Genomic DNA, 18,783 nt, shown 5'->3' with positions numbered 1-18,783 from the left:
GCCCCGCGGGGCCCTCCCTCGCCGGGAAGGCCCCGCGGGGGCGGGTCTCAGTGGAAGAAGTGGCGGGTGCCGGTGAGGTACATCGTCACGCCGGCCTTCTTCGCGGCCTCGACGACGAGCTCGTCGCGCATCGAGCCGCCGGGCTGGACGACCGCCTTCACGCCGGCCGCGGTGAGGATCTCCAGGCCGTCGGGGAAGGGGAAGAAGGCGTCGGAGGCGGCGTACGAGCCGCGCGCCCGCTCCTCGCCGGCGCGCTCGACGGCGAGCTTGGCGGAGTCGACGCGGTTGACCTGGCCCATGCCGACGCCGACGGAGGCGCCGTCCTTGGCGAGCAGGATGGCGTTGGACTTGACCGCGCGGCAGGCCTTCCAGGCGAAGGCGAGCTCGGCCAGCTCCTCGGCGCTCAGGGCCTCGCCGGTGGCGAGGGTCCAGTGGGCCGGGTCGTCGCCCTCGGCCTGGAGGCGGTCGGTGACCTGGAGGAGGGCGCCGCCGTCGACGGGCTTGACCTCGACCGGGTTGCTGGGGGCGCCCTCGGCGCGCAGCACGCGGATGTTCTTCTTCTTGGCGAGGACCTCGACGGCGCCGTCCTCGTACGCCGGGGCGACGATGACCTCGGTGAAGATCTCGGCGACCTGCTCGGCCAGCTCGACCGTCACCGGGCGGTTGACGGCGATGACGCCGCCGAAGGCGGAGAGCGGGTCGCAGGCGTGGGCCTTGCGGTGGGCCTCGGCGACGTCGGCGCCGATCGCGATGCCGCACGGGTTGGCGTGCTTGATGATCGCGACGCAGGGCTCGGTGTGGTCGTACGCGGCCCGGCGCGCGGCGTCGGTGTCCGTGTAGTTGTTGTACGACATCTCCTTGCCGTGCAGCTGCTCGGCCTCCGCGAGGCCGCCGGTGCCGTCGACGTAGAGCGCGGCGCCCTGGTGCGGGTTCTCGCCGTAGCGCAGGACGTTCTTGCGCGCGTAGGTGGCGCCCAGGAAGTCGGGGAAGCCGCTGTCGTCGGCGGCCGCATAGTCGTCGGCGAACCAGGAGGCGACGGCCACGTCGTACGCGGCGGTGTGCTGGAACGCCTCGCCGGCGAGGCGCTTGCGGGTGGCGAGGTCGAAGCCGCCGGCCTTGACGGCGGCGAGGACGTCGTCGTACCGCTCGGGGCTGGTGACGATGGCGACCGACGGGTGGTTCTTGGCGGCGGCGCGGACCATCGACGGGCCGCCGATGTCGATCTGCTCGACGCACTCGTCGGGGGTGGCGCCGGAGGCGACGGTCTCGCGGAACGGGTAGAGGTTCACGACGACCAGGTCGAAGGGCTCCACGCCGAGCTCGGCGAGCTGCTCGCGGTGCGACTCCAGGCGCAGGTCGGCGAGGATGCCGGCGTGCACGCGCGGGTGCAGGGTCTTGACGCGGCCGTCCAGGCACTCGGGGAAGCCGGTGAGCTCCTCGACCTTGGTGACCGGGACGCCGGCGGCGGCGATCTTCCCGGCGGTGGAGCCGGTGGAGACGAGCTCGACACCGGCCTCGTGCAGACCGCGGGCCAGCTCCTCCAGGCCGGTCTTGTCGTAGACGCTGACCAGCGCGCGGCGGATGGGCTTAACGGTGTCCGTGTTCACCGATCTGAACCTTTCGTCCCTCAATGCGGTAGCCGTGCCGGGCGAGACGCCCCACGACGTCGACGAGCAGCGAGCGCTCGACTTCCTTGATGCGCTCGTGCAGAGCGGCTTCATCGTCCGACTCCCGCACCTCGACCGCGCCCTGGGCGATGATCGGGCCGGTGTCGACGCCGTCGTCGACGAAGTGGACGGTGCACCCGGTCACCTTCACGCCGTGGGCGAGCGCGTCACGCACCCCGTGGGCGCCGGGAAAACTGGGGAGGAGCGCCGGGTGGGTGTTGACGATCCGGCCGCCGAAGCGGGCGAGGAACTCCTTGCCGAGGATCTTCATGAACCCGGCCGAGACGACGAGGTCCGGCTCGTACGCGGCGGTCGCGTCGGCCAGCGCGCGGTCCCACTCCTCGCGGCTCGCGTGGTCCTTCACCCGGCAGACGAAGGTGGGCAGCCCCGCGCGCTCGGCCCGCTCCAGGCCGGCGATGGCGTCGCGGTCGGCGCCGACGGCGACGATCTCCGCGCCGTACCCGTCGGGGTCGGCGGCGATGCCGTCGAGGAGGGCCTGCAGGTTGGTACCGGACCCGGAGACCAGGACGACAAGGCGGGCGGCAGCCACTGGGTCACTCTTTCCGTGGGTACTTGTGCGGTCCTACGAACGAATCGTGCCCGTCGATACGGGGAACCCTACGAATGGCTCGACCGTCAGCAACGATACCGGCACACCGGACGGCCCCCACGGGACGGGGGCGGAGCAGGGGGGTAGCGTCAGGGTCCGACGCGGTGCGCCACCCGGGTGCCACGAGGGTCACGACGGTCACGACGACGGTCGAGAAGACGGTCACGACGACAGTCACGAAGACGGTCACGACGACAGAGGGAAGACGTCCAGCAGATGCCGGATCGCCAGTCCACGAACGACAACAACCCGTTCGCCCCGCCGCCCGAGGGCAAGCCCGACGAGCCGTGGCAGCCGCGCCGCCCCGAGGGCCGGGACGGCCGGGAGGGCCCGGACGCCGAGGACGACGCGTCCTCGTCGCCCGTGACGGGCTCGTCCGACGGGCGCTGGAGCCCGCGCCAGCCGGGCCGTTCGTCGGACGGCTTCGGGCGCGGTCCGGAACGCCAGGGCGGCCAGGGCGGCTCCGGCAAGCAGGGCCCGGAGCGGCCCGGTCTTCGCTGGGACCCCACGGACCCGGCCCAGCGGCGGGCGCGGTACGCGGTCCTCGGCGGCATGTGGGCCTTCTTCTTCGCGATCTTCGACATCCCGGAGCTGGCCCTGCTGCTCGGCGCCCTCTCGCTGTACTGGGCGATCAGCTCGCTGCGCGCGAAGCCGAAGACGGCCGCCGCCGAGGTGTCGCCGGAATCACAGTCCGCGTCCCAGCCCTCGGGACGGCCGTCCACGGCGCCGGGCACCCCGAACCCGGCCCGCTCGATGCGGACGGCGGCGATCAGCGGCCTGGTGGCCGCGGCCGTGGCCCTGGCGATCGTGGCCGTCGGCTTCACGATGCAGCTGGTCTACAAGGACTTCTACGATTGCCGGGACGACGCCCTCACGCACGCGGGCGCGGTGGCCTGCAACGACCTGCTGCCCAAGCCGCTCCGGGACGGCTTCGGGGTCCGCGACTAGCCCTCACGTCCCGCACGGGCCTCGCGTCCCTCACGTTCCTTCCGCCCCGGTCGTCCCCGACGGCCGGGGCGGTTCCGTGTGCGGGGCCGGGGTCGCGCTCCGGCCCTCCGGGGTCTCCCAGGAGGCGGGGAGATAGTCGTACGGCTCGTAGCCCTCGTCGTCGAGGGAGTCGAGCGGGTCGAGCGCGTCGAGTGGGGCGAGCGGGTCGAGCGGGTCGAGGGAGAAGCCGTATCCGAGGCGGAGGGGGTCCGCCGGCTCGGGGGCGGCCACGACCGCGGCCAGGGCCGCTTCCGGCTGCTTGGGCTTCCTCCGCCACCTGGATCCCTTGGGGGGCTTGGGGGGCTTGGGGGGCTTCGCGGCCTGGGAGGGCTTGGAGAGCTTGGGGGGCTTGGGCTCCTTCGCCTGCTTCGGCGGCTTGGGCTGCTTCCGCTCCTTCGGCTCCTTCGGCTCCTGCACCCGCTTCTGCGCCTCCGGGACGCTCGCCGCCTCGGGCGCCTTCCGCGCCTCGGGGGGCTTCGGCGCCCCGGACCGCTTCACGCGGGGCACCCGGCGGCCCCAGGCCCGTACCGCGAGCGCCGTCGGCAGGCCGACGGCCACCCCCCACAGCACCGCCGCCGCGCCCGCCTGCCACCACACCGGCCCGAAGGCGAGCAGCCGGCCCGAGCCCAGCGGCCCGCCCGCCGCGCCCGCGAGGACGGCGACCGCCGCTCCGGAGGCCCAGGCCGCGCCCAGCGCCGCGAGCGCCGTCTCCCGCGCCTCGCCGGTACCGGTCGAGCGGCCCACCGAACGGCCCAGCGCGACCGCCGCGAGCAGCGGCACGGCCGCCGCGGCCCACTGCGGCCAGGCACCGGGCCCGGCCGGCGGCAGCGCCGCGAGCAGCGGGAAGGGCGGCACCGCCGGGTCGCCGGCGAGGCCCAGCGGGGTCGCGAGCGCGCCCGTGCCCAGGGCGAAGCCGGGACCGAGGCCGTACGCCGCCGCCCAGACGGCCGCGTTGGGCAGCAGGGCGAGGACGAGCAGCGCCAGCGTCACCCGTCCGGACCACTCCCCCGCGAGTCCCTCGTACGAGGCCCGCGCAGCGCCCGCGTGCCAGACCAGCGCCGTTCCGGCCAGCACCGCCCCGCCCGCGAGCAACGTCACCAGGCCGGTCCCCGCCCCGCGCAGCGCGGCGGCGGTCTCCTCCCGGCCCGGCAGCGGACGGCCGAGCGCGGTCCAGACGCCCGCCCCGGCCGCGCCGACCGCCACGGCCGGCAGCCACAGCCCGGCGGTGACGAGGTCGGCGGGGAGCGGGCCGCTCTCGCTGTAGACCACGATCACGGCCGCGACCAGCAGATATCCCCCCGATACCGCGCCGAGCGCGCCCGCGGGCGAGGGCCGGGAACGGGCGGTGTCGGCCGGGTCGAGGGTGGAGCGGGCGGTCCGGAAGACCAGCCAGACCGGCAGCACGGCCGTCAGCAGCGGTACGACCCCGAGGGGCGCGGGCAGCCCGCTGAGCGTGTCCGTGCGGACGAGGTCCACGCCGTGGGCGAGCAGCCACAGCCCGGCGGCGACGTGGAGGGCGCCGCCGGCGCCGCTGTCGGGGAACGGCGAGCTGATCCACACCGCGATCACCAGGACCGCGAGCGCGCCGACGCCGAGTCCGGCGGCGACGCCGCCACGGACGCAGGCGGTGGCGAACGCGGTGGAACGCCCGCCCTGGACCAGGGAGTGCTCGGTCAGGTGGGTCACGGGGCCATGCTGCCAACGACACGCGCTTTCGCGGCGTAACAGGCAAACATCCGTTGTGTCGCTCAAGATACGTTTATGTACTTTTCCGCCCAGAGGTGCGCTGCGGGAGGTCGACGCCGATGAGCCAGACGAGCCGGGGCAGCGAGACCGCGCCCCCCTCCACCGCCCCATCGCTGCCGACGCCGAAGGAGCGGCGCCGGCTGCGCGAGGCACTCTCCCTGAGCGAGGAGCAGGTCGCCGAGGCCATGGGCGTCACGAAGGCCACGGTCAAGGCGTGGGAGACCGGCCGTTCGTCCCCGCGCGGCCGCAAGCGCGAGGCGTACGCGAAGCTGCTCGCCGGCACGGAGACGGCCACAGGACCCGAGCCGGCGGAGCGGGAGCGGGCCCCGGAGCCGCGGCCACAGGAGCGGCCCGCCGCTCCGAGCCCCGCCCCGGGGGCCCCCGTGCGGCCCAAGGCGGCCGCCAAGCGGGCCGCGAAGCCGCCCAGGGGCCCCTCCCCCGCGCCCTCGATCGGCGCCTCCGGCCGGCGCTCGAAACCGGAGCCCAGGCCGGAACGGCGACAGGCCCAGGATCCGGTGCCGGTACGGGTCCCGGCGGAGGCGGCGGGCCCGGCACGCGACCGGGAGCACGAGCCGGAGGGGCCGGAGGCCACCGCGCCGGAGTCGTCCGGGCTCACCCCCGAGCAGGCGTTCGACGCGCTGTACGGGTACGCGGCCCCCGGACTCGTCCACCAGACGTATCTGCTGACCGGGCGCCGGCGGCTCTCCCGGGAGTCCGTCGAGCACGCCTTCCACCACGCGTGGGAGCACTGGCCCGAGGTGGCCGTGGACCCCGACCCGGTCGGCTGGGTGCGGGCGGCGGCGTACGAGTACGCCCTCTCGCCCTGGCACCGGCTGCGCCGCGCCCACAAGCACCCCGACTCCCCGCCGACCGAGCCGGGGCGGCGGGCGCTGCTCGGCGCGCTGCTCGACCTGCCGGCGCCGTACCGGCGGACCCTGCTGCTCTACGACGGGCTCGGGCTCGACCTGCCCGAGACGGCCGCCGAGACGGAGGCCAGCACCCCGGCCGCCGCCAACCGGCTGCTGTACGCGCGCGAGGAGGTCGGCAGGGCCGTGCCGGAGCTCGCGGAACCCGAGGCGCTCCAGCGCCGGCTCGCCGCGCTGGTCACGGAGGCGCCGTCGGCGACGCTCCCCGGGCCGCACACGATCCGCGGCGGCAGCGAGCGGCGGATCCGGCTGATGACCCGGACGGTGGCCGGGGTGACGGCCGTCCTCATCGGCGTCACGGCCCTCTCGGCGTGGACGGCGCCGACCCGCTACATCCCGGAGCTCGCGCCCGGGCAGGTCGTGAACGGCGTCCCGGTGCGCGGCGGGCCGCAGAAGCTCGGCGAGGAGGACGTCGAGCTCCGCGACAAGCTGCGGTCCGAGCCGAACCCGGGCCCGGAGCGGCTGATCCCGGCCGCCGAGTAGTCGTCCGGCCGGCCGTCCCGCGTGAGCGAGTGGGCCGCGCCCCCGCCGTGCACGCGAGTGGGCCCCGCCCCCGCCCGGTTTCCCGGGAGGGGCGGGGCCCACTCGCTTACGGTCTCGCCGTGGGGTGTCAGCCCGCGAGGATGGCGCGCGCCAGCTTGGCGGTCTCGGTGGGGGTCTTGCCGACCTTCACACCGGCGGCCTCCAGGGCCTCCTTCTTCGCCTGGGCGGTGCCGGAGGAGCCGGAGACGATGGCGCCGGCGTGGCCCATGGTCTTGCCCTCGGGCGCGGTGAAGCCCGCGACGTAGCCGACGACCGGCTTGGTGACGTTGGCCTTGATGAAGTCGGCCGCACGCTCCTCGGCGTCGCCGCCGATCTCGCCGATCATGACGATGAGGTCGGTCTCCGGGTCGGCCTCGAAGGCCGCCAGGGCGTCGATGTGCGTGGTGCCGATGACCGGGTCGCCACCGATGCCGACGGCGGACGAGAAGCCGATGTCACGGAGCTCGTACATCATCTGGTACGTCAGCGTGCCGGACTTCGAGACCAGGCCGATGCGGCCCGGCTTGGTGATGTCGCCCGGGATGATGCCGGCGTTCGACTGGCCCGGGGTGATGAGGCCGGGGCAGTTCGGGCCGATGAGGCGGGTCTTGTTGCCCTTCTCCACGGCGTACGCGTAGAACGCGGCGGAGTCGTGGACGGCGATGCCCTCGGTGATGACGACGGCGAGGGGGATCTCGGCGTCGATCGCCTCGACGACGGCGGCCTTGGCGAAGGCCGGCGGCACGAAGAGGACCGAGACGTTGGCGCCGGTCTCCTTCATGGCCTCGGCGACGGTCCCGAAGACCGGGACCTCGGTGCCGTCGAAGTCGACCTTCTGGCCGGCCTTGCGCGGGTTCACGCCACCGACGATGTTGGTGCCGTCACCCAGCATGAGCTTGGTGTGCTTCATGCCCGTGGCACCGGTCATGCCCTGGACGATGACCTTGCTGTCCTTGTTGAGGAAGATAGCCATGGCTGTTCTGTCCCTCTTCCCTTACTTCGCGGCCGCGAGCTCGGCGGCCTTGTCGGCCGCGCCGTCCATGGTGTCCACGCGCTGCACGAGCGGGTGGTTGGCGTCCGACAGGATCTTGCGACCCAGCTCCGCGTTGTTGCCGTCGAGACGGACGACGAGCGGCTTGGTGACCTCTTCGCCCTTCGAGGCGAGGAGCTCCAGGGCCTGCACGATGCCGTTGGCGACCTCGTCACAGGCGGTGATGCCGCCGAAGACGTTGACGAACACGGACTTGACGTCCGCGTCGCCGAGGATGATCTCCAGGCCGTTCGCCATGACCTCGGCGGAGGCGCCGCCGCCGATGTCGAGGAAGTTGGCCGGCTTCACGCCGCCGTGGTTCTCACCGGCGTACGCGACGACGTCCAGGGTCGACATGACCAGGCCGGCGCCGTTGCCGATGATGCCGACCTCGCCGTCCAGCTTGACGTAGTTGAGGCCCTTGGCCTTGGCGGCGGCCTCCAGCGGGTTGGCCGCGGCCTTGTCCTCCAGGGCCTCGTGCTCCGGCTGGCGGAAGTCGGCGTTCTCGTCGAGCGAGACCTTGCCGTCGAGGGCCAGGATGCGGCCGTCCTTGGTCTTCACCAGCGGGTTGACCTCGACGAGGAGGGCGTCCTCGGCGACGAAGGTGTCCCACAGGGTGACCAGGACCTCGGCGACGCCCTCGGCGACCTCGGCCGGGAACTTCGCCTGCGCGACGATCTCGCGGGCCTTCTCCAGGGTGACGCCGTCGTTGGCGTTGACCGGGACCTTCGCGAGGGCCTCGGGGGTCTTCTCCGCGACCTCCTCGATGTCCATGCCGCCCTGCACCGAGGCCATGGCCAGGAAGGTGCGGTTGGTGCGGTCGAGGAGGTACGAGACGTAGTACTCCGCCTCGATCTCCGGGGACAGCTCGGCGATCATCACCTTGTGGACCGTGTGGCCCTTGATGTCCATGCCCAGGATGTCCGTCGCGCGGGCGACGGCCTCGTCCGGGGTGGCGGCGAGCTTGACGCCGCCGGCCTTGCCGCGGCCGCCGACCTTCACCTGGGCCTTGACGACCGACTTGCCGCCAAGACGCTCGGTGGCCTCGCGCGCCGCCTCAGGCGTGTCGATGACTTCACCGGCCAGCACCGGTACACCGTGCTTGGCGAAGAGGTCCCTCGCCTGGTACTCGAACAGGTCCACGCGCGTCCCTTTTCTAGATGATCGCGGTTCGTTGTCTGCGTGGGCGTGCCGCGGAGGGCAACGTGACTGCGCTGTCACTAGGGAGGCGTACACGGTGTCCGTGGACGCGGCATGTCCGTCTCGCAGGTTATCCCCGTGGGACGTGGGTCCCTAAATCGCAGATCACAACCGAGCGGTGATACGGGTCACAGAACGTAGGGGCGGCAGGGCTGTCCGTGGGCATCGGCCCGCCCCTCTCCGGCCTCCACGGGGCAGGCGGGAGGCGGGGGTTGCGCCCCTCACGCCACGCCGGTGCGGCGGGTGAGGGGCGCCCCGCCCCGAGTGTGATATGGGCCTCAGTGGGGCCGCGGGCGCCCGTCCGGGTGGCCGGGCGACGACGGATTCCGCACGGCCGGGCGTCCGGTCCGCCGGGTCCCGTTCAGACGGTGTCGGGTATCGGCAGCGGCCGCTTCTCCAGGGCGGCGGCCATCACCTCGGGAAAGAGGTCGGGGGTGCAGGCGAAGGCGGGGGCGCCGAGCGCGGCGAGCGCGGCGGCGTTCTCGCGGTCGTAGGCGGGGGCGCCCTCGTCGGAGAGGGCGAGCAGGGCGACGAACCGCACCCCGGACGCCTGCATCGCGGCGACCCGCTTCAGCATCTCGTCGCGGATCCCGCCCTCGTACAGGTCGCTGACGAGGACGACGACGGTGTCGGCGGGGCGGGTGATCCGTGTCTGGCAGTAGGCGAGGGCGCGGTTGATGTCGGTGCCGCCGCCGAGCCGGGTGCCGAAGAGGACGTCGACGGGGTCGTCGAGCGCGTCGGTGAGGTCCACGACGGAGGTGTCGAAGACGACGAGCCGGGTGGCGACGGAGGGCAGGGAGGCGAGGACGGCGCCGAAGACGGCGGCGTACACGACGGAGGCGGCCATCGAGCCGGACTGGTCGACGCAGAGCACCACCTCCTTGCGGACCGCCCGGGAGGCGCGGCCGTGGCCGATCAGCCGCTCGGGGACGACCGTGCGGTGATCAGGAAGGTAGTTCCCGAGGTTGGCCCGCAGGGTGCGGTCCCAGTCGATGTCCCGGTGGCGGGGGCGGCTGATCCGCGCGGAGCGGTCGAGGGCTCCGGTGAGGGTCGCCCTGGCACGGGTCGCGAGCCGGGCCTGAAGGTCGGCGACGACCTTGCGGACGACGGCCCTGGCCGTGGTCCGGGTGGTCTCCGGCAGCGCCTGGTGCAGCGACAGCAGGGTGCCGACGAGATGGACGTCGGGCTCGACGGCCTCCAGCATCTCCGGTTCCAGGAGGAGCGCGGCGAGACCGAGCCGGTCGATGGCATCGCGCTGCATGACCCGCACGACTGAGGTGGGGAAGTAGGTGCGGATGTCACCGAGCCAGCGGGCGACGGAGGGCGCGGAGCCGCCGAGCCCGCCCCTGCGCTCGCCTCCGTCCCGTCCGTCCCCGCCGTCCCCGCCGCCCCGGCTGTCGTAGAGGGCGGCGAGGGCGGAGTCCAAGGCGGCGTCGGTGCCGGACAGGGCGCGTCCGGTGCCCTCGGCCGCGCCGCCGCCGAGAACGAGCCGCCAGCGACGGAGCCGCTCGTCGGCGGAGGCGGTGGGGGTGGGGGTGGGGTTGGCGCTGGTGGGGGCATGGGTCTGGGTGGCGCTGGTGGGGCTGCTGGTGCTCATGCGGGTGCCTCCGTGCCGAGGACGAGGGCGAGGAGGGGGAGGACCGCGTCCGCCCGCTCCCCGTCGAGGGCGGCGGCGAAGCCGGGGACGAGGTCGGCCGAGCCGGGGGCGGCGGCCTCGGGCCCCCGGGCGACGAGCTCGCCGAGCGTACGCCGCACCCCCGGCTCGTAGGCCCCGAAGGTGCGCCGCAGCAGCGGCAGGACGTCGGGGAACGCCTCGGTGGGTACGCCGGTGAGCCAGCCGTCGACGAGCGCGAGGAGCCGCTCGTCGTGGACGAGGAGCAGCCCGCCGCCGGCCCCGCCGACGAACCCGTCGATCCAGCCGGCGGCGTCGGCGGGCGGGGCCCCGGCCGAGAGCGCGAGCCCCATGAGCAGGGCGGTCTCGTCGTCGCCGAGCCGCCCTTCGTCCCGCAGGATCCGCACGGCCCGCCCCCGTACGACACCGGGCACCCGCTCCGCCCCGGCGAGCCGCCGCAGGGCGCCGGCCCAGCGGGAGGCGAGTGCGGCGGAGGCGGCCGGAGCGGTCCCAGCCCCCGTCTCCGGTTCCGGTTCTGGTTCCGGTTCCGGGAGGAGGGCGATCGCGGTGTGGACGGCGTCGACGCGGTCGCGCATCCGGGCGGCGGCGTCGGGGGCGAGGTGGGCGCAGGCGGGCGGGAGGCCGACGCAGATCCGCTCGGCGAGTCCGGCGGCGACGCCGGCGAGGGCGGCGGTGTCGGTGCCGCGCACGTCCCCGTAGCGCAGGGCGCGGGCGAGGGCGGGGAGCGCGTCGGCGAGGTGGGCCACGTCGGTGTCGAGCGCGGCCCGGTCGGCGAGGGCGCCCAGGACGGCGGGGAGCGCGTCGCCGAGGCCGGCGAGCAGGCACCGCTCGGCGAGGGCGGTGAGGTCGCCGAGCGAGTCCGCGGCGAGGGCGCGGGCGGCGGCCCGGGCGGTGGCGGCGGAGGCGACGGTGGTGCCCCAGACGCCGGCCTCGGCGACCCGGACGTGCAGCTCGGGCTGCCAGCGCAGCCGCCAGGACTCCCGGAAGGTACCGGTGCCGGAGCGGCCCGCGGCGGGTTCGCCCCAGTCGACGCCGAGGAGCCGGAGCCGGTGCAGGAGGCGGCTGCGGGCGGCGTCGGTGTCGCCGCGCAGGTCGAGGTCGAGCTCGCGCTCCGCGGCCTCGGGCTTGAGGCGGAGGGAGCGCTGGAGGCGGTTCAGGTCGCGCTGGAGCGGGACGGCGGGCGCGGCGGCCGGGACCTCGCCGAGGACGTCGCCGACGACGAGCCGGTCCCGCACGAGGGCGAGCGGCAGGTCGGAGCCCTCGCAGAGGACGGCCCGGACGGCGTCGGTGGTCTCGGTGAGGCCGGGGCGGGGCCGGCCGCGCAGGGCGGCGAGGGTCTCCGCGAGGCGGACGGCCTCGATGACGTGGGCGGAGGAGACGGGCCGGTCGGCCTCGCGGAGCAGAGCGGCCGCACGGATCATCCAGCGCTCGACGGGCCGATCGGGGGCGGCGTACAGGTGGCCGTACCAGCCGGGGGACTCGATCCCGGCGCCGTATCCGGAGCGGCGGGCGAGCCGGCGGTGGGTCCAGGGGACCCAGGTCAGCTCGGCCTTGACCTTGGGCAGGCCCTTGAGGAGGGCGCGGTCGGCGGTGACGGTGGTCCGCCGGGCGAGGGCGGGGACGTGCCAGGCCCCGCAGACGACGGCGACGGCGTCGCCGAACTCCTTGCGGGCGGCGCGCAGTCGCAGCCGCATGTGGGCCTCGCGGACGAGGTCGCGCGGGTGGCCGCCGTGTCCGTACCGCTCGCGGAGGGCGGTCATGGCCTCGGCGAGGGCGGCGAAGGGGGCGAGGGGGTCGGTGTCGCCGCGGAGTTCGACGACGTCCTCCCACCACTGCTCGGGGTCCTCGTGCCCGGCGGCACGGGCGAGTTCGGCGAGCGGGTCGATCCGGGCGGAGCCGTCGGCCTCCTCGCTGTCGTCCCAGGTGGGGTCGGCCGCGGCGAGGGTGTGGGCGGCGGGCAGGTCGACGAAGCGGACCGGGACGCCCCGGTCGACGGCCCAGCGGAGCGCGGCCCACTCGGGCGAGAAGGCGGCGAAGGGCCAGAAGGCGGCCCGGCCGGGGTCGTCGGCGGCGTGGGCGAGGAGGGCGACGGGCGGCCGCAGCCCGGGGTCGGCGGCGAGGGCGGCGAGCGCGTCGGCCTCGGCGGGCCCTTCGATCAGCACGGCGTCGGGCCGCGCCGCGTCCAGTGCGGCCAGCACCCCACGCGCGGAACCAGGCCCGTGATGCCGCACCCCGAGCAACAACGGCCAGGCCGACCGCTCCGGCGTCTCCGCCGGAGCGGACGCCGGAGAGGGGGACCCGGCGTGTGCCGGGGCCGCGCCCGCGGCGGAGGCCGGCGAGAGGTCATCGGCGAATGCCGGGGCGGCGCCCCCCGGGGAAGCCGAGGAGACGGCGGCGGCGGAAGCGGAGCCCGTGGCGAGGATCGGCGCGGGGCCCGTGGCGAGGTCCGTCGCGGGGCCCGTGGCGAGGGTCGTCATGCGCTCACCTCGCGGCAGGCGCGGTAGAAGTCCTTCCAGCCGTCCCGTTCCCTGACCACGGTCTCCAGGTACTCCTGCCAGACGACCCGGTCGGCGGCCGGGTCGCGGACGACGGCGCCGAGGAGTCCGGCGGCGACGTCGGAGGGGCGCAGCACCCCGTCCCCGAAGTGGGCGGCGAGGGCGAGGCCGCCGGTGAGGACGGAGATGGCCTCGGCGGTGGAGAGCGTCCCGGAGGGCGACTTGAGCTTGGTGCGGCCGTCGGCGGTGACGCCGTCGCGCAGTTCGCGGAAGACGGTGACGACCCGCCGGATCTCCTCGACGCCCTCGGGCAGGGCGGGCAGTTCGAGGGAGCGGCCGAGCTGCTCGACCCGGCGGGCGACGATGTCGACCTCGTCCTCGGCGGTGGCGGGCAGCGGCAGCACCACGGTGTTGAAGCGGCGGCGGAGCGCGCTGGAGAGCTCGTTGACCCCCCGGTCGCGGTCGTTGGCGGTGGCGATGAGGTTGAAGCCGGGGACGGCCTGGACCTCCTCGCCGAGCTCGGGGACGGGCAGGGTCTTCTCGGACAGGATCGTGATGAGCGTGTCCTGCACGTCGGCGGGGATGCGGGTGAGCTCCTCGACGCGGGCGGTCATGCCCTGGTCCATGGCCCGCATGACGGGGCTGGGGACGAGGGCGGCGCGGCTGGGGCCCTCGGCGAGCAGCCGGGCGTAGTTCCACCCGTACCGGATGGCCTCCTCGGGGGTGCCGGCGGTGCCCTGGACGAGGAGGGTGGAGTCGCCGCTGACGGCGGCCGCCAGGTGCTCGGAGACCCAGGTCTTGGCGGTGCCGGGGACGCCGAGGAGCAGCAGGGCCCGGTCGGTGGCGAGCGTGGCGACGGCGACCTCGACGATGCGGCGGGGGCCGACGTACTTGGGTGTGATCACGGTGCCGTCGGGGAGCGTGCCGCCGAGCAGGTAGGTGGCGACGGCCCAGGGCGAGAGGCGCCAGCGGGCGGGGCGGGGCCGGTCGTCGGCGGCGGCGAGCGCGGCGAGTTCGTGGGCGAAGGCGTCCTCGGCGTGGGGCCGGAGAGCATCGGCGTGGGGCCGGAGGATGTCGGCGTGGGGCCGGAGGGCCTCCGCGGCGGGCCGGAGGGCCTCTTCGCCGGGCCGGAGGGCCTCGTCGGCGGGCCCCGGCCGGCCCGGGCCGGTGTCCGTCACGGCACCGGCGCCGGGCTGCGGGGTGGTTGCGGGCACGGTCATGGATCCCCCTCCAGATCGTTCGACCTGTTGTGCGATCCACCGTGCACCACGCCACTGACAATCGACTGTCGCCGCAGGTCAGGACGGGCCCGAGGGGCCCGAAGAGCAGGGCGCGGACGGTCAGTTGAAGACCGGCGAGACGGCGACGCAGCCGCCCGCCATGGCCTGCTCGCCCTTGGCCTCCTTGATGACCTTGCCCTGGTAGACGACCTTGCAGACGAGGTCGGCGGGCTTGGTGGAGACCGGCATGACGGCGGGCGGCATGATGCCGTGCAGCTTCACGGTCTTGCTCCACGGCGCGGTGGGCTTCTTCTCGCTCTCGACCTTCGGCTGCATCGCGGTGCCGTCGCCGGCGTGGTAGTCGATGGACAGCAGGTCGGAGCCGGTGACCTCGTAGGTCACCTCGTAGTTCTCGACGACGGCCTTGTCGACCTGGTCGGCGGCCTTGTCGGCCACCTCGGAACAGGCTCCGAGCCCGAGCGCGAGGCCGGTGACGGCGAGTGCCGAGACGGCGGCGCGGACGGTTCGGACGGTGCGGCTCATGGTGGTACTCCCCCTGCACGGTGGTGCGGTCGCGGCAAGCTCGCGCGCTGGTTCGCGCGAGCTCGCGCACAGCACGGTAAATGACCGGTAAAGCGGCGTGGTCGCCGGGGTCGCCCACCTGGGGTGAATCCGCAGGTCAACTCCATTGTCAGTGGCGGAGAATACCGTCAGGTACATGAATGCCATGGGGGTGCGCAGGACGGTCGAGCAGGTGCTGGCACTGGCTCCTGACGAGGTCTCGCGCAGAGCGGCGAGCAGGCTCGGCGCGGCCGGGCCGTGGAGTGGTACGGGCAGCGGCGAGGGGATCGTCTGGGGGCAGTGCGAGGGCGGTGGCAGCGCGCCGTACCAGACGGTCGTGGACCCGGCCGGCCCGGCGTACTCGTGCGGCTGCCCGAGCCGGAAGTCCCCCTGCAAGCACGCGCTGGGGCTGCTGCTGCTGTGGACGGCGGAGGGCTCCGCCGTCCCGGACGGCGCCGAGCCGCCCGACTGGGCGGCCCGCTGGCTGGCCGCCCGGCGGACCCGGGCGACCGGGGCCGCGCGGAGGCCGGAGGACGCCGCGCCGGCCGACCCGGAGGCCGCCCGCCGGCGGGCGGAGCGGCGGGCGGCCCGCGTGACGGCGGGCGCGGAGGAGCTGGAGCGGCGGCTCGCGGACCTGGTGCGCGGCGGGCTCGCCAAGGCCGGGCAGCGGGGGTACGGCCTCTGGGAGGAGACGGCGGCCCGCATGGTGGACGCGCAGGCGCCGGGGCTCGCGGGCCGGGTCCGTGAGCTCGGCGCGATACCGGGCTCGGGCCCGGGGTGGCCGGTGCGGCTCCTGGAGGAGTGCGCGCTCACCCATCTCCTGGACCGCGCGTGGCTGGCCGCCGAGCGGCTGCCCGCCCCGCTTGCGGCGACGGTACGGACGCGGGTCGGGCTGCCCTCGGTGCCGGGCGGCACGGCGGTGCGGGACCGGTGGCTCGTCCTCGCCCAGTACGACACCGGGGACGGCCGGCTGACGACCCGCCGGATCTGGCTGTACGGCGCGGAGAGCGGCCGTACGGCGCTGCTGCTCTCCTTCGGCGCCGCCGGCCGCGCGCCCGCCCTGGCGCTGCCGGTCGGGGCGGTGGTGGACGGCGAGCTGACCCCGCACGCGGGTTCCGGGCAGCTCCGCGCGGAGCCCGGCGAGCCGCTGCTCCCGGTCGCCGTCCCCGCCGCGCCGCCGCCGGGCGGCCCGGTGGGGGCGGCCCTCGACGCGTACGGGCGTGCCCTGCGGGAGGACCCGTGGCTGGACTCCTGGCCGGTGACGCTCGCCGGGGTGGTGCCCGCGCGGGCGGAGTACGGCTGGCAGCTCGCCGACGGCGACGGCGGGGAGGCGCTGCCGCTGACCGGCGGCGACCGCTCCCGCCCCGGCCTGTGGCGGCTCCTCGCCCTCTCGGGCGGCGCCCCCGTGACGGTCTTCGGCGAATGCGGCCACCGCGGCTTCACCCCGCTGGCCGCCTGGTCACCCGACACCCCTTCGGAAACGGTCCCCCTCCTGTGAACGCCCCCCACCCCACCACCGAGAGGACCCCGGCCCCCGCACCCCGCCCCACCACCGAGAGGACCCCGGCTCCCGCACCCCGCCCCACCACCAGGAGAACCCAGGCCCCGGCCCCAGAACCCCGGAGAACCCAGGCTCCGGCCCCCGCACCCCGCTCCACCCCCGGAAGCGACCCCGCTCCCCCGACGCCCCGCCGTCCTTCCCCGTCCGATGCCCGCGCGAGCGGGCGAGATCGCGCCCGAGGAGTGCCCGTGCCGACGACCGAACCGCAGTCCGCGTTCCCTCCGCCCGCCACGACCCCCACCCCGCCGGCCGCCCCCGTGCCGGGGGATCCGGGGTGGGAGGAGCTGGTGTCGGCGGCGCTGCTCGGGACGGACCGGCGGCCGTCGGCGGGGAGGCGGGGGGACGAGGCCGCCGGGGCGCTGCTGGACGCCGCCGCGCGGCGCACCCTGCGGCGGCGGGCGGGGCTGCGGCCCGGCCCGGCCGCCGTACCGCCCGCGCCCGCGCCGGAGGACCCGCGGCCGGCCCTGCCCGAGGCGGCCCGGCGCCGCCTCGAAGGGCTCCTCGCCGGGCGGGCCGCGCCCGCCCCGGCGGGCGGTCGCCGGGGCACCGCGCCGGACCTCGCCGAGCTGCTGCCGCAGTGGCTGGCCCTGGCCGGCGAGCGGGGCTTCAAGGCGCCGCCCGCCGCGCTGCCGGCGCTGCTCGACGCGGCCAGGGCCCGGACCGACCTGCGGCCCCAGGCGCTGGCGTTCGCCGGGCCGCGCGGGCTGTGGCTGGCCGGGCTCAATCCGGAGTGGCGGTTCGCGCTGCGGGGCGGCGGGACACGCGGCCCGCTGCCGGACCCGGAGGACGCGGCGGAGGTGCGGGAGCTGTGGGAGGAGGGGCTGTTCGCCGAGCGGGTCGCGCTGCTCGGAGCCGTACGGGAGCGGGATCCGGCGGCGGCGCGGGCGCTGCTCGCGGGGAGCTGGGCCGGGGAGCGGGCCGAGGACCGGCTGATGTTCCTGGACTCGTTGCGCGCGGGCCTCTCGGCGGCGGACGAGGAGTTCCTGGAGGCGGCGCTCGGCGACCGCAGCCGCAACGTACGGGCGACCGCCGCCGAGCTGCTGTCCGCGCTGCCCGGATCGGCGCTCGCGGGCCGCATGGCGGACCGGGCGGTCACCTGCGTGGGCCTGGACCGGACGGCGGCCGTGCCGACGGTCGTCGTGGAGGCCCCGCACGAATGCGACGACGACATGCGGCGGGACGGCGTGAGCGCGGTGCCCCCTTCGGGACGGGGGGAGCGGTCCTGGTGGCTGGGGCAACTGGTCGAGGCGGCGCCGCTGTCCTGCTGGCCGGCCCGGTTCGGGGGGCGCGCGCCGGAGGAGATCGTGGCACTGCCGGTCGCTGACGACTGGCAGGCGGAGCTGCACGCGGCCTGGTGCCGGGCGGCCGTACGGCAGCGGGACGCGCTCTGGTCACGGGCCCTGCTCGGCAGACCGTCGACACCGCCGGCGACGGGTCCCGGCACGTCCTCGCTGGGCGAGCGGGCCCAGCTGCTCGCGACGCTCGACCCGGCGGAGCGGGCCGGCTGGGTGGCGGCGTTCGTCGCCGCGCACGGTCTGTCGGAGGCGTTCCAGCTGCTCGGCGTCTGCGCGGTGCCGTGGGCGGAGCCGCTGGGCGAGGCGGTGATCGACGCGCTGGACATCGCGCGGGACGCGGGCAGCTACCCGTGGAGCTTCAGCGGCGTGATGGGCCTCGCGGAGCGCTGCCTCTCCCCCTCGGCCGCCCGCCATCTGGAGTCGCTGGCCGCCCTGACCCCGGAGGCGGAGGACGCCTCGCCGGGCGCGGGCACGTACTGGGCGGAGGCATTCCAGCGCCTGGTGGCCACGCTGGACCTCCGCGCCCGGATGCGCGCGGAACTGGACAGCGCCCCGGCGCAGGCCGCCTGAGCGCCGGAGGCCGTACGGGAACGGCCGGGAGCCCGTCGGAGGGGGCTCCCGGCCGTTCCGGCAAACGGGAGGTCAGAGCGGTCAGACGCCTCGGGCGGCTCGGGCGGCACAGGCAGCTCAGGCGGCACAGGCAGCTCAGCCGGATCAGGCAGCCGTCGCGCGCACGTTCGCGTTCACCCAGTCGACGATGGACGCGGTCGTGGCGCCCGGTGTGAAGATCTCCGCGACGCCCTTCTCCTTCAGCGGCGGGATGTCCGCGTCGGGGATGATGCCGCCGCCGAAGACCTTGATGTCCTCCGCGTCGCGCTCCTTGAGGAGTTCGATGACCTTGGCGAAGAGCGTGTTGTGCGCGCCCGAGAGGATCGACAGGCCGATCGCGTCGGCGTCCTCCTGGATCGCGGTGTCGACGATCTGCTCGGGCGTCTGGTGCAGCCCGGTGTAGATCACCTCCATGCCGGCGTCGCGCAGGGCCCGGGCGATGACCTTGGCCCCGCGATCGTGGCCGTCGAGACCGGGCTTGGCGACAACCACGCGGATCGGACCGGTCACACCCATCACTGCCTCCACATGCGACCCCCGCGCGTCTGTGCCGGGGAGGTGAACGAACGTTATCTACAGCATCCCGCAATGGGCCGTTTCGCGAAGCCCGTGGAGGGGGAAATCACACGTGGGACACGTTCGTTCCGTTGTCTGCCCCGCTCCGGGCCCTCCTCCTGGGCCCTCCAGCCGCCCGCGGGGCAGGTCGCGAAAGGAGCCGCGA

Annotated in this window: 14 protein-coding genes; 4 read left to right on the top strand and 10 right to left on the bottom strand. The window is 75.5% G+C overall.

Annotation, left to right across the window (positions count from 1 at the left end; translation table 11 throughout):
• Positions 1–47: 47 nt before the first annotated feature.
• The gene (gene purH / locus ACIGHB_RS05990; protein ID WP_399909838.1) at positions 48–1,607 is read right to left on the bottom strand and encodes a bifunctional phosphoribosylaminoimidazolecarboxamide formyltransferase/IMP cyclohydrolase; all 1,560 of its coding nucleotides are present in this window, start codon (positions 1,605–1,607) and stop codon (positions 48–50) included.
• Positions 1,588–2,217: a phosphoribosylglycinamide formyltransferase gene (gene purN, locus ACIGHB_RS05985; RefSeq protein WP_360312641.1), complete on the bottom strand. Its 630-nt coding sequence runs from the start codon at positions 2,215–2,217 to the stop codon at positions 1,588–1,590. Before purN ends, purH begins: the two co-directional genes overlap by 20 nt.
• Positions 2,218–2,493: 276 nt before the next feature.
• On the opposite strand from purN, the gene ACIGHB_RS05980 reads away from it, so the two are divergent.
• On the top strand, positions 2,494–3,225 hold the full coding sequence (locus ACIGHB_RS05980; protein ID WP_360312643.1) for a hypothetical protein: 732 nt from the start codon (positions 2,494–2,496) through the stop codon (positions 3,223–3,225).
• Positions 3,226–3,255: 30 nt separating this feature from the next.
• Here ACIGHB_RS05980 and ACIGHB_RS05975 read toward each other — a convergent pair whose 3' ends face one another.
• Positions 3,256–4,950 carry a DUF6350 family protein gene (locus ACIGHB_RS05975; RefSeq protein WP_399909834.1) on the bottom strand — a complete coding sequence of 565 codons (1,695 nt, stop codon included), beginning with the start codon at positions 4,948–4,950 and terminating at the stop codon, positions 3,256–3,258.
• Positions 4,951–5,069: 119 nt separating this feature from the next.
• Between ACIGHB_RS05975 and ACIGHB_RS05970 the strand changes: the two genes are divergently transcribed.
• Positions 5,070–6,419: a helix-turn-helix domain-containing protein gene (locus ACIGHB_RS05970; protein WP_399909831.1), complete on the top strand. Its 1,350-nt coding sequence runs from the start codon at positions 5,070–5,072 to the stop codon at positions 6,417–6,419.
• Between the two features lie 127 nt (positions 6,420–6,546).
• On the opposite strand, the gene sucD is transcribed toward ACIGHB_RS05970, so the two are convergent.
• The 6 genes from sucD to ACIGHB_RS05940 all read right to left on the bottom strand — a co-directional run bounded on the left by sucD (position 6,547) and on the right by ACIGHB_RS05940 (position 14,579).
• On the bottom strand, positions 6,547–7,431 hold the full coding sequence (sucD, locus tag ACIGHB_RS05965; protein ID WP_383815561.1) for a succinate--CoA ligase subunit alpha: 885 nt from the start codon (positions 7,429–7,431) through the stop codon (positions 6,547–6,549).
• Positions 7,432–7,452: 21 nt separating this feature from the next.
• Entirely contained in the window at positions 7,453–8,631 is a 1,179-nt protein-coding gene (sucC, locus tag ACIGHB_RS05960; RefSeq protein WP_030750058.1) for an ADP-forming succinate--CoA ligase subunit beta, read from the bottom strand.
• A 418-nt stretch (positions 8,632–9,049) separates the two neighbouring features.
• A complete protein-coding gene (locus ACIGHB_RS05955) occupies positions 9,050–10,285 on the bottom strand; it encodes a VWA domain-containing protein (RefSeq protein WP_399909827.1) in 1,236 nt (411 codons plus the stop codon).
• Positions 10,282–12,798: a DUF5682 family protein gene (locus ACIGHB_RS05950; RefSeq protein ID WP_399909825.1), complete on the bottom strand. Its 2,517-nt coding sequence runs from the start codon at positions 12,796–12,798 to the stop codon at positions 10,282–10,284. Before ACIGHB_RS05950 ends, ACIGHB_RS05955 begins: the two co-directional genes overlap by 4 nt.
• Positions 12,795–14,036, bottom strand: coding sequence for an AAA family ATPase (locus ACIGHB_RS05945; protein ID WP_399909823.1), 1,242 nt, complete (start codon positions 14,034–14,036; stop codon positions 12,795–12,797). Before ACIGHB_RS05945 ends, ACIGHB_RS05950 begins: the two co-directional genes overlap by 4 nt.
• Positions 14,037–14,156: 120 nt before the next feature.
• Positions 14,157–14,579: a hypothetical protein gene (locus ACIGHB_RS05940; protein ID WP_360321643.1), complete on the bottom strand. Its 423-nt coding sequence runs from the start codon at positions 14,577–14,579 to the stop codon at positions 14,157–14,159.
• 175 nt (positions 14,580–14,754) lie between these two features.
• Here ACIGHB_RS05940 and ACIGHB_RS05935 point away from each other — a divergent pair, with 175 nt between their 5' ends.
• Positions 14,755–16,095 carry an SWIM zinc finger family protein gene (locus tag ACIGHB_RS05935; RefSeq protein ID WP_399909819.1) on the top strand — a complete coding sequence of 447 codons (1,341 nt, stop codon included), beginning with the start codon at positions 14,755–14,757 and terminating at the stop codon, positions 16,093–16,095.
• Positions 16,096–16,346: 251 nt separating this feature from the next.
• Positions 16,347–18,023 (top strand): DUF5691 domain-containing protein, encoded by a 1,677-nt coding sequence (locus tag ACIGHB_RS05930; RefSeq protein WP_399909817.1) that lies wholly within the window; start codon positions 16,347–16,349, stop codon positions 18,021–18,023.
• A gap of 144 nt (positions 18,024–18,167) precedes the next feature.
• Here ACIGHB_RS05930 and ACIGHB_RS05925 read toward each other — a convergent pair whose 3' ends face one another.
• Positions 18,168–18,578, bottom strand: coding sequence for a cobalamin B12-binding domain-containing protein (locus ACIGHB_RS05925; protein ID WP_360319845.1), 411 nt, complete (start codon positions 18,576–18,578; stop codon positions 18,168–18,170).
• Between the last annotated feature and the right edge of the window lie 205 nt (positions 18,579–18,783).

This window comes from Streptomyces sp. NPDC085460, from assembly GCF_044541975.1.
Classification (GTDB): Bacteria; Actinomycetota; Actinomycetes; order Streptomycetales; family Streptomycetaceae; genus Streptomyces.
This window is presented reverse-complemented; position numbering and strand designations above follow the sequence as displayed.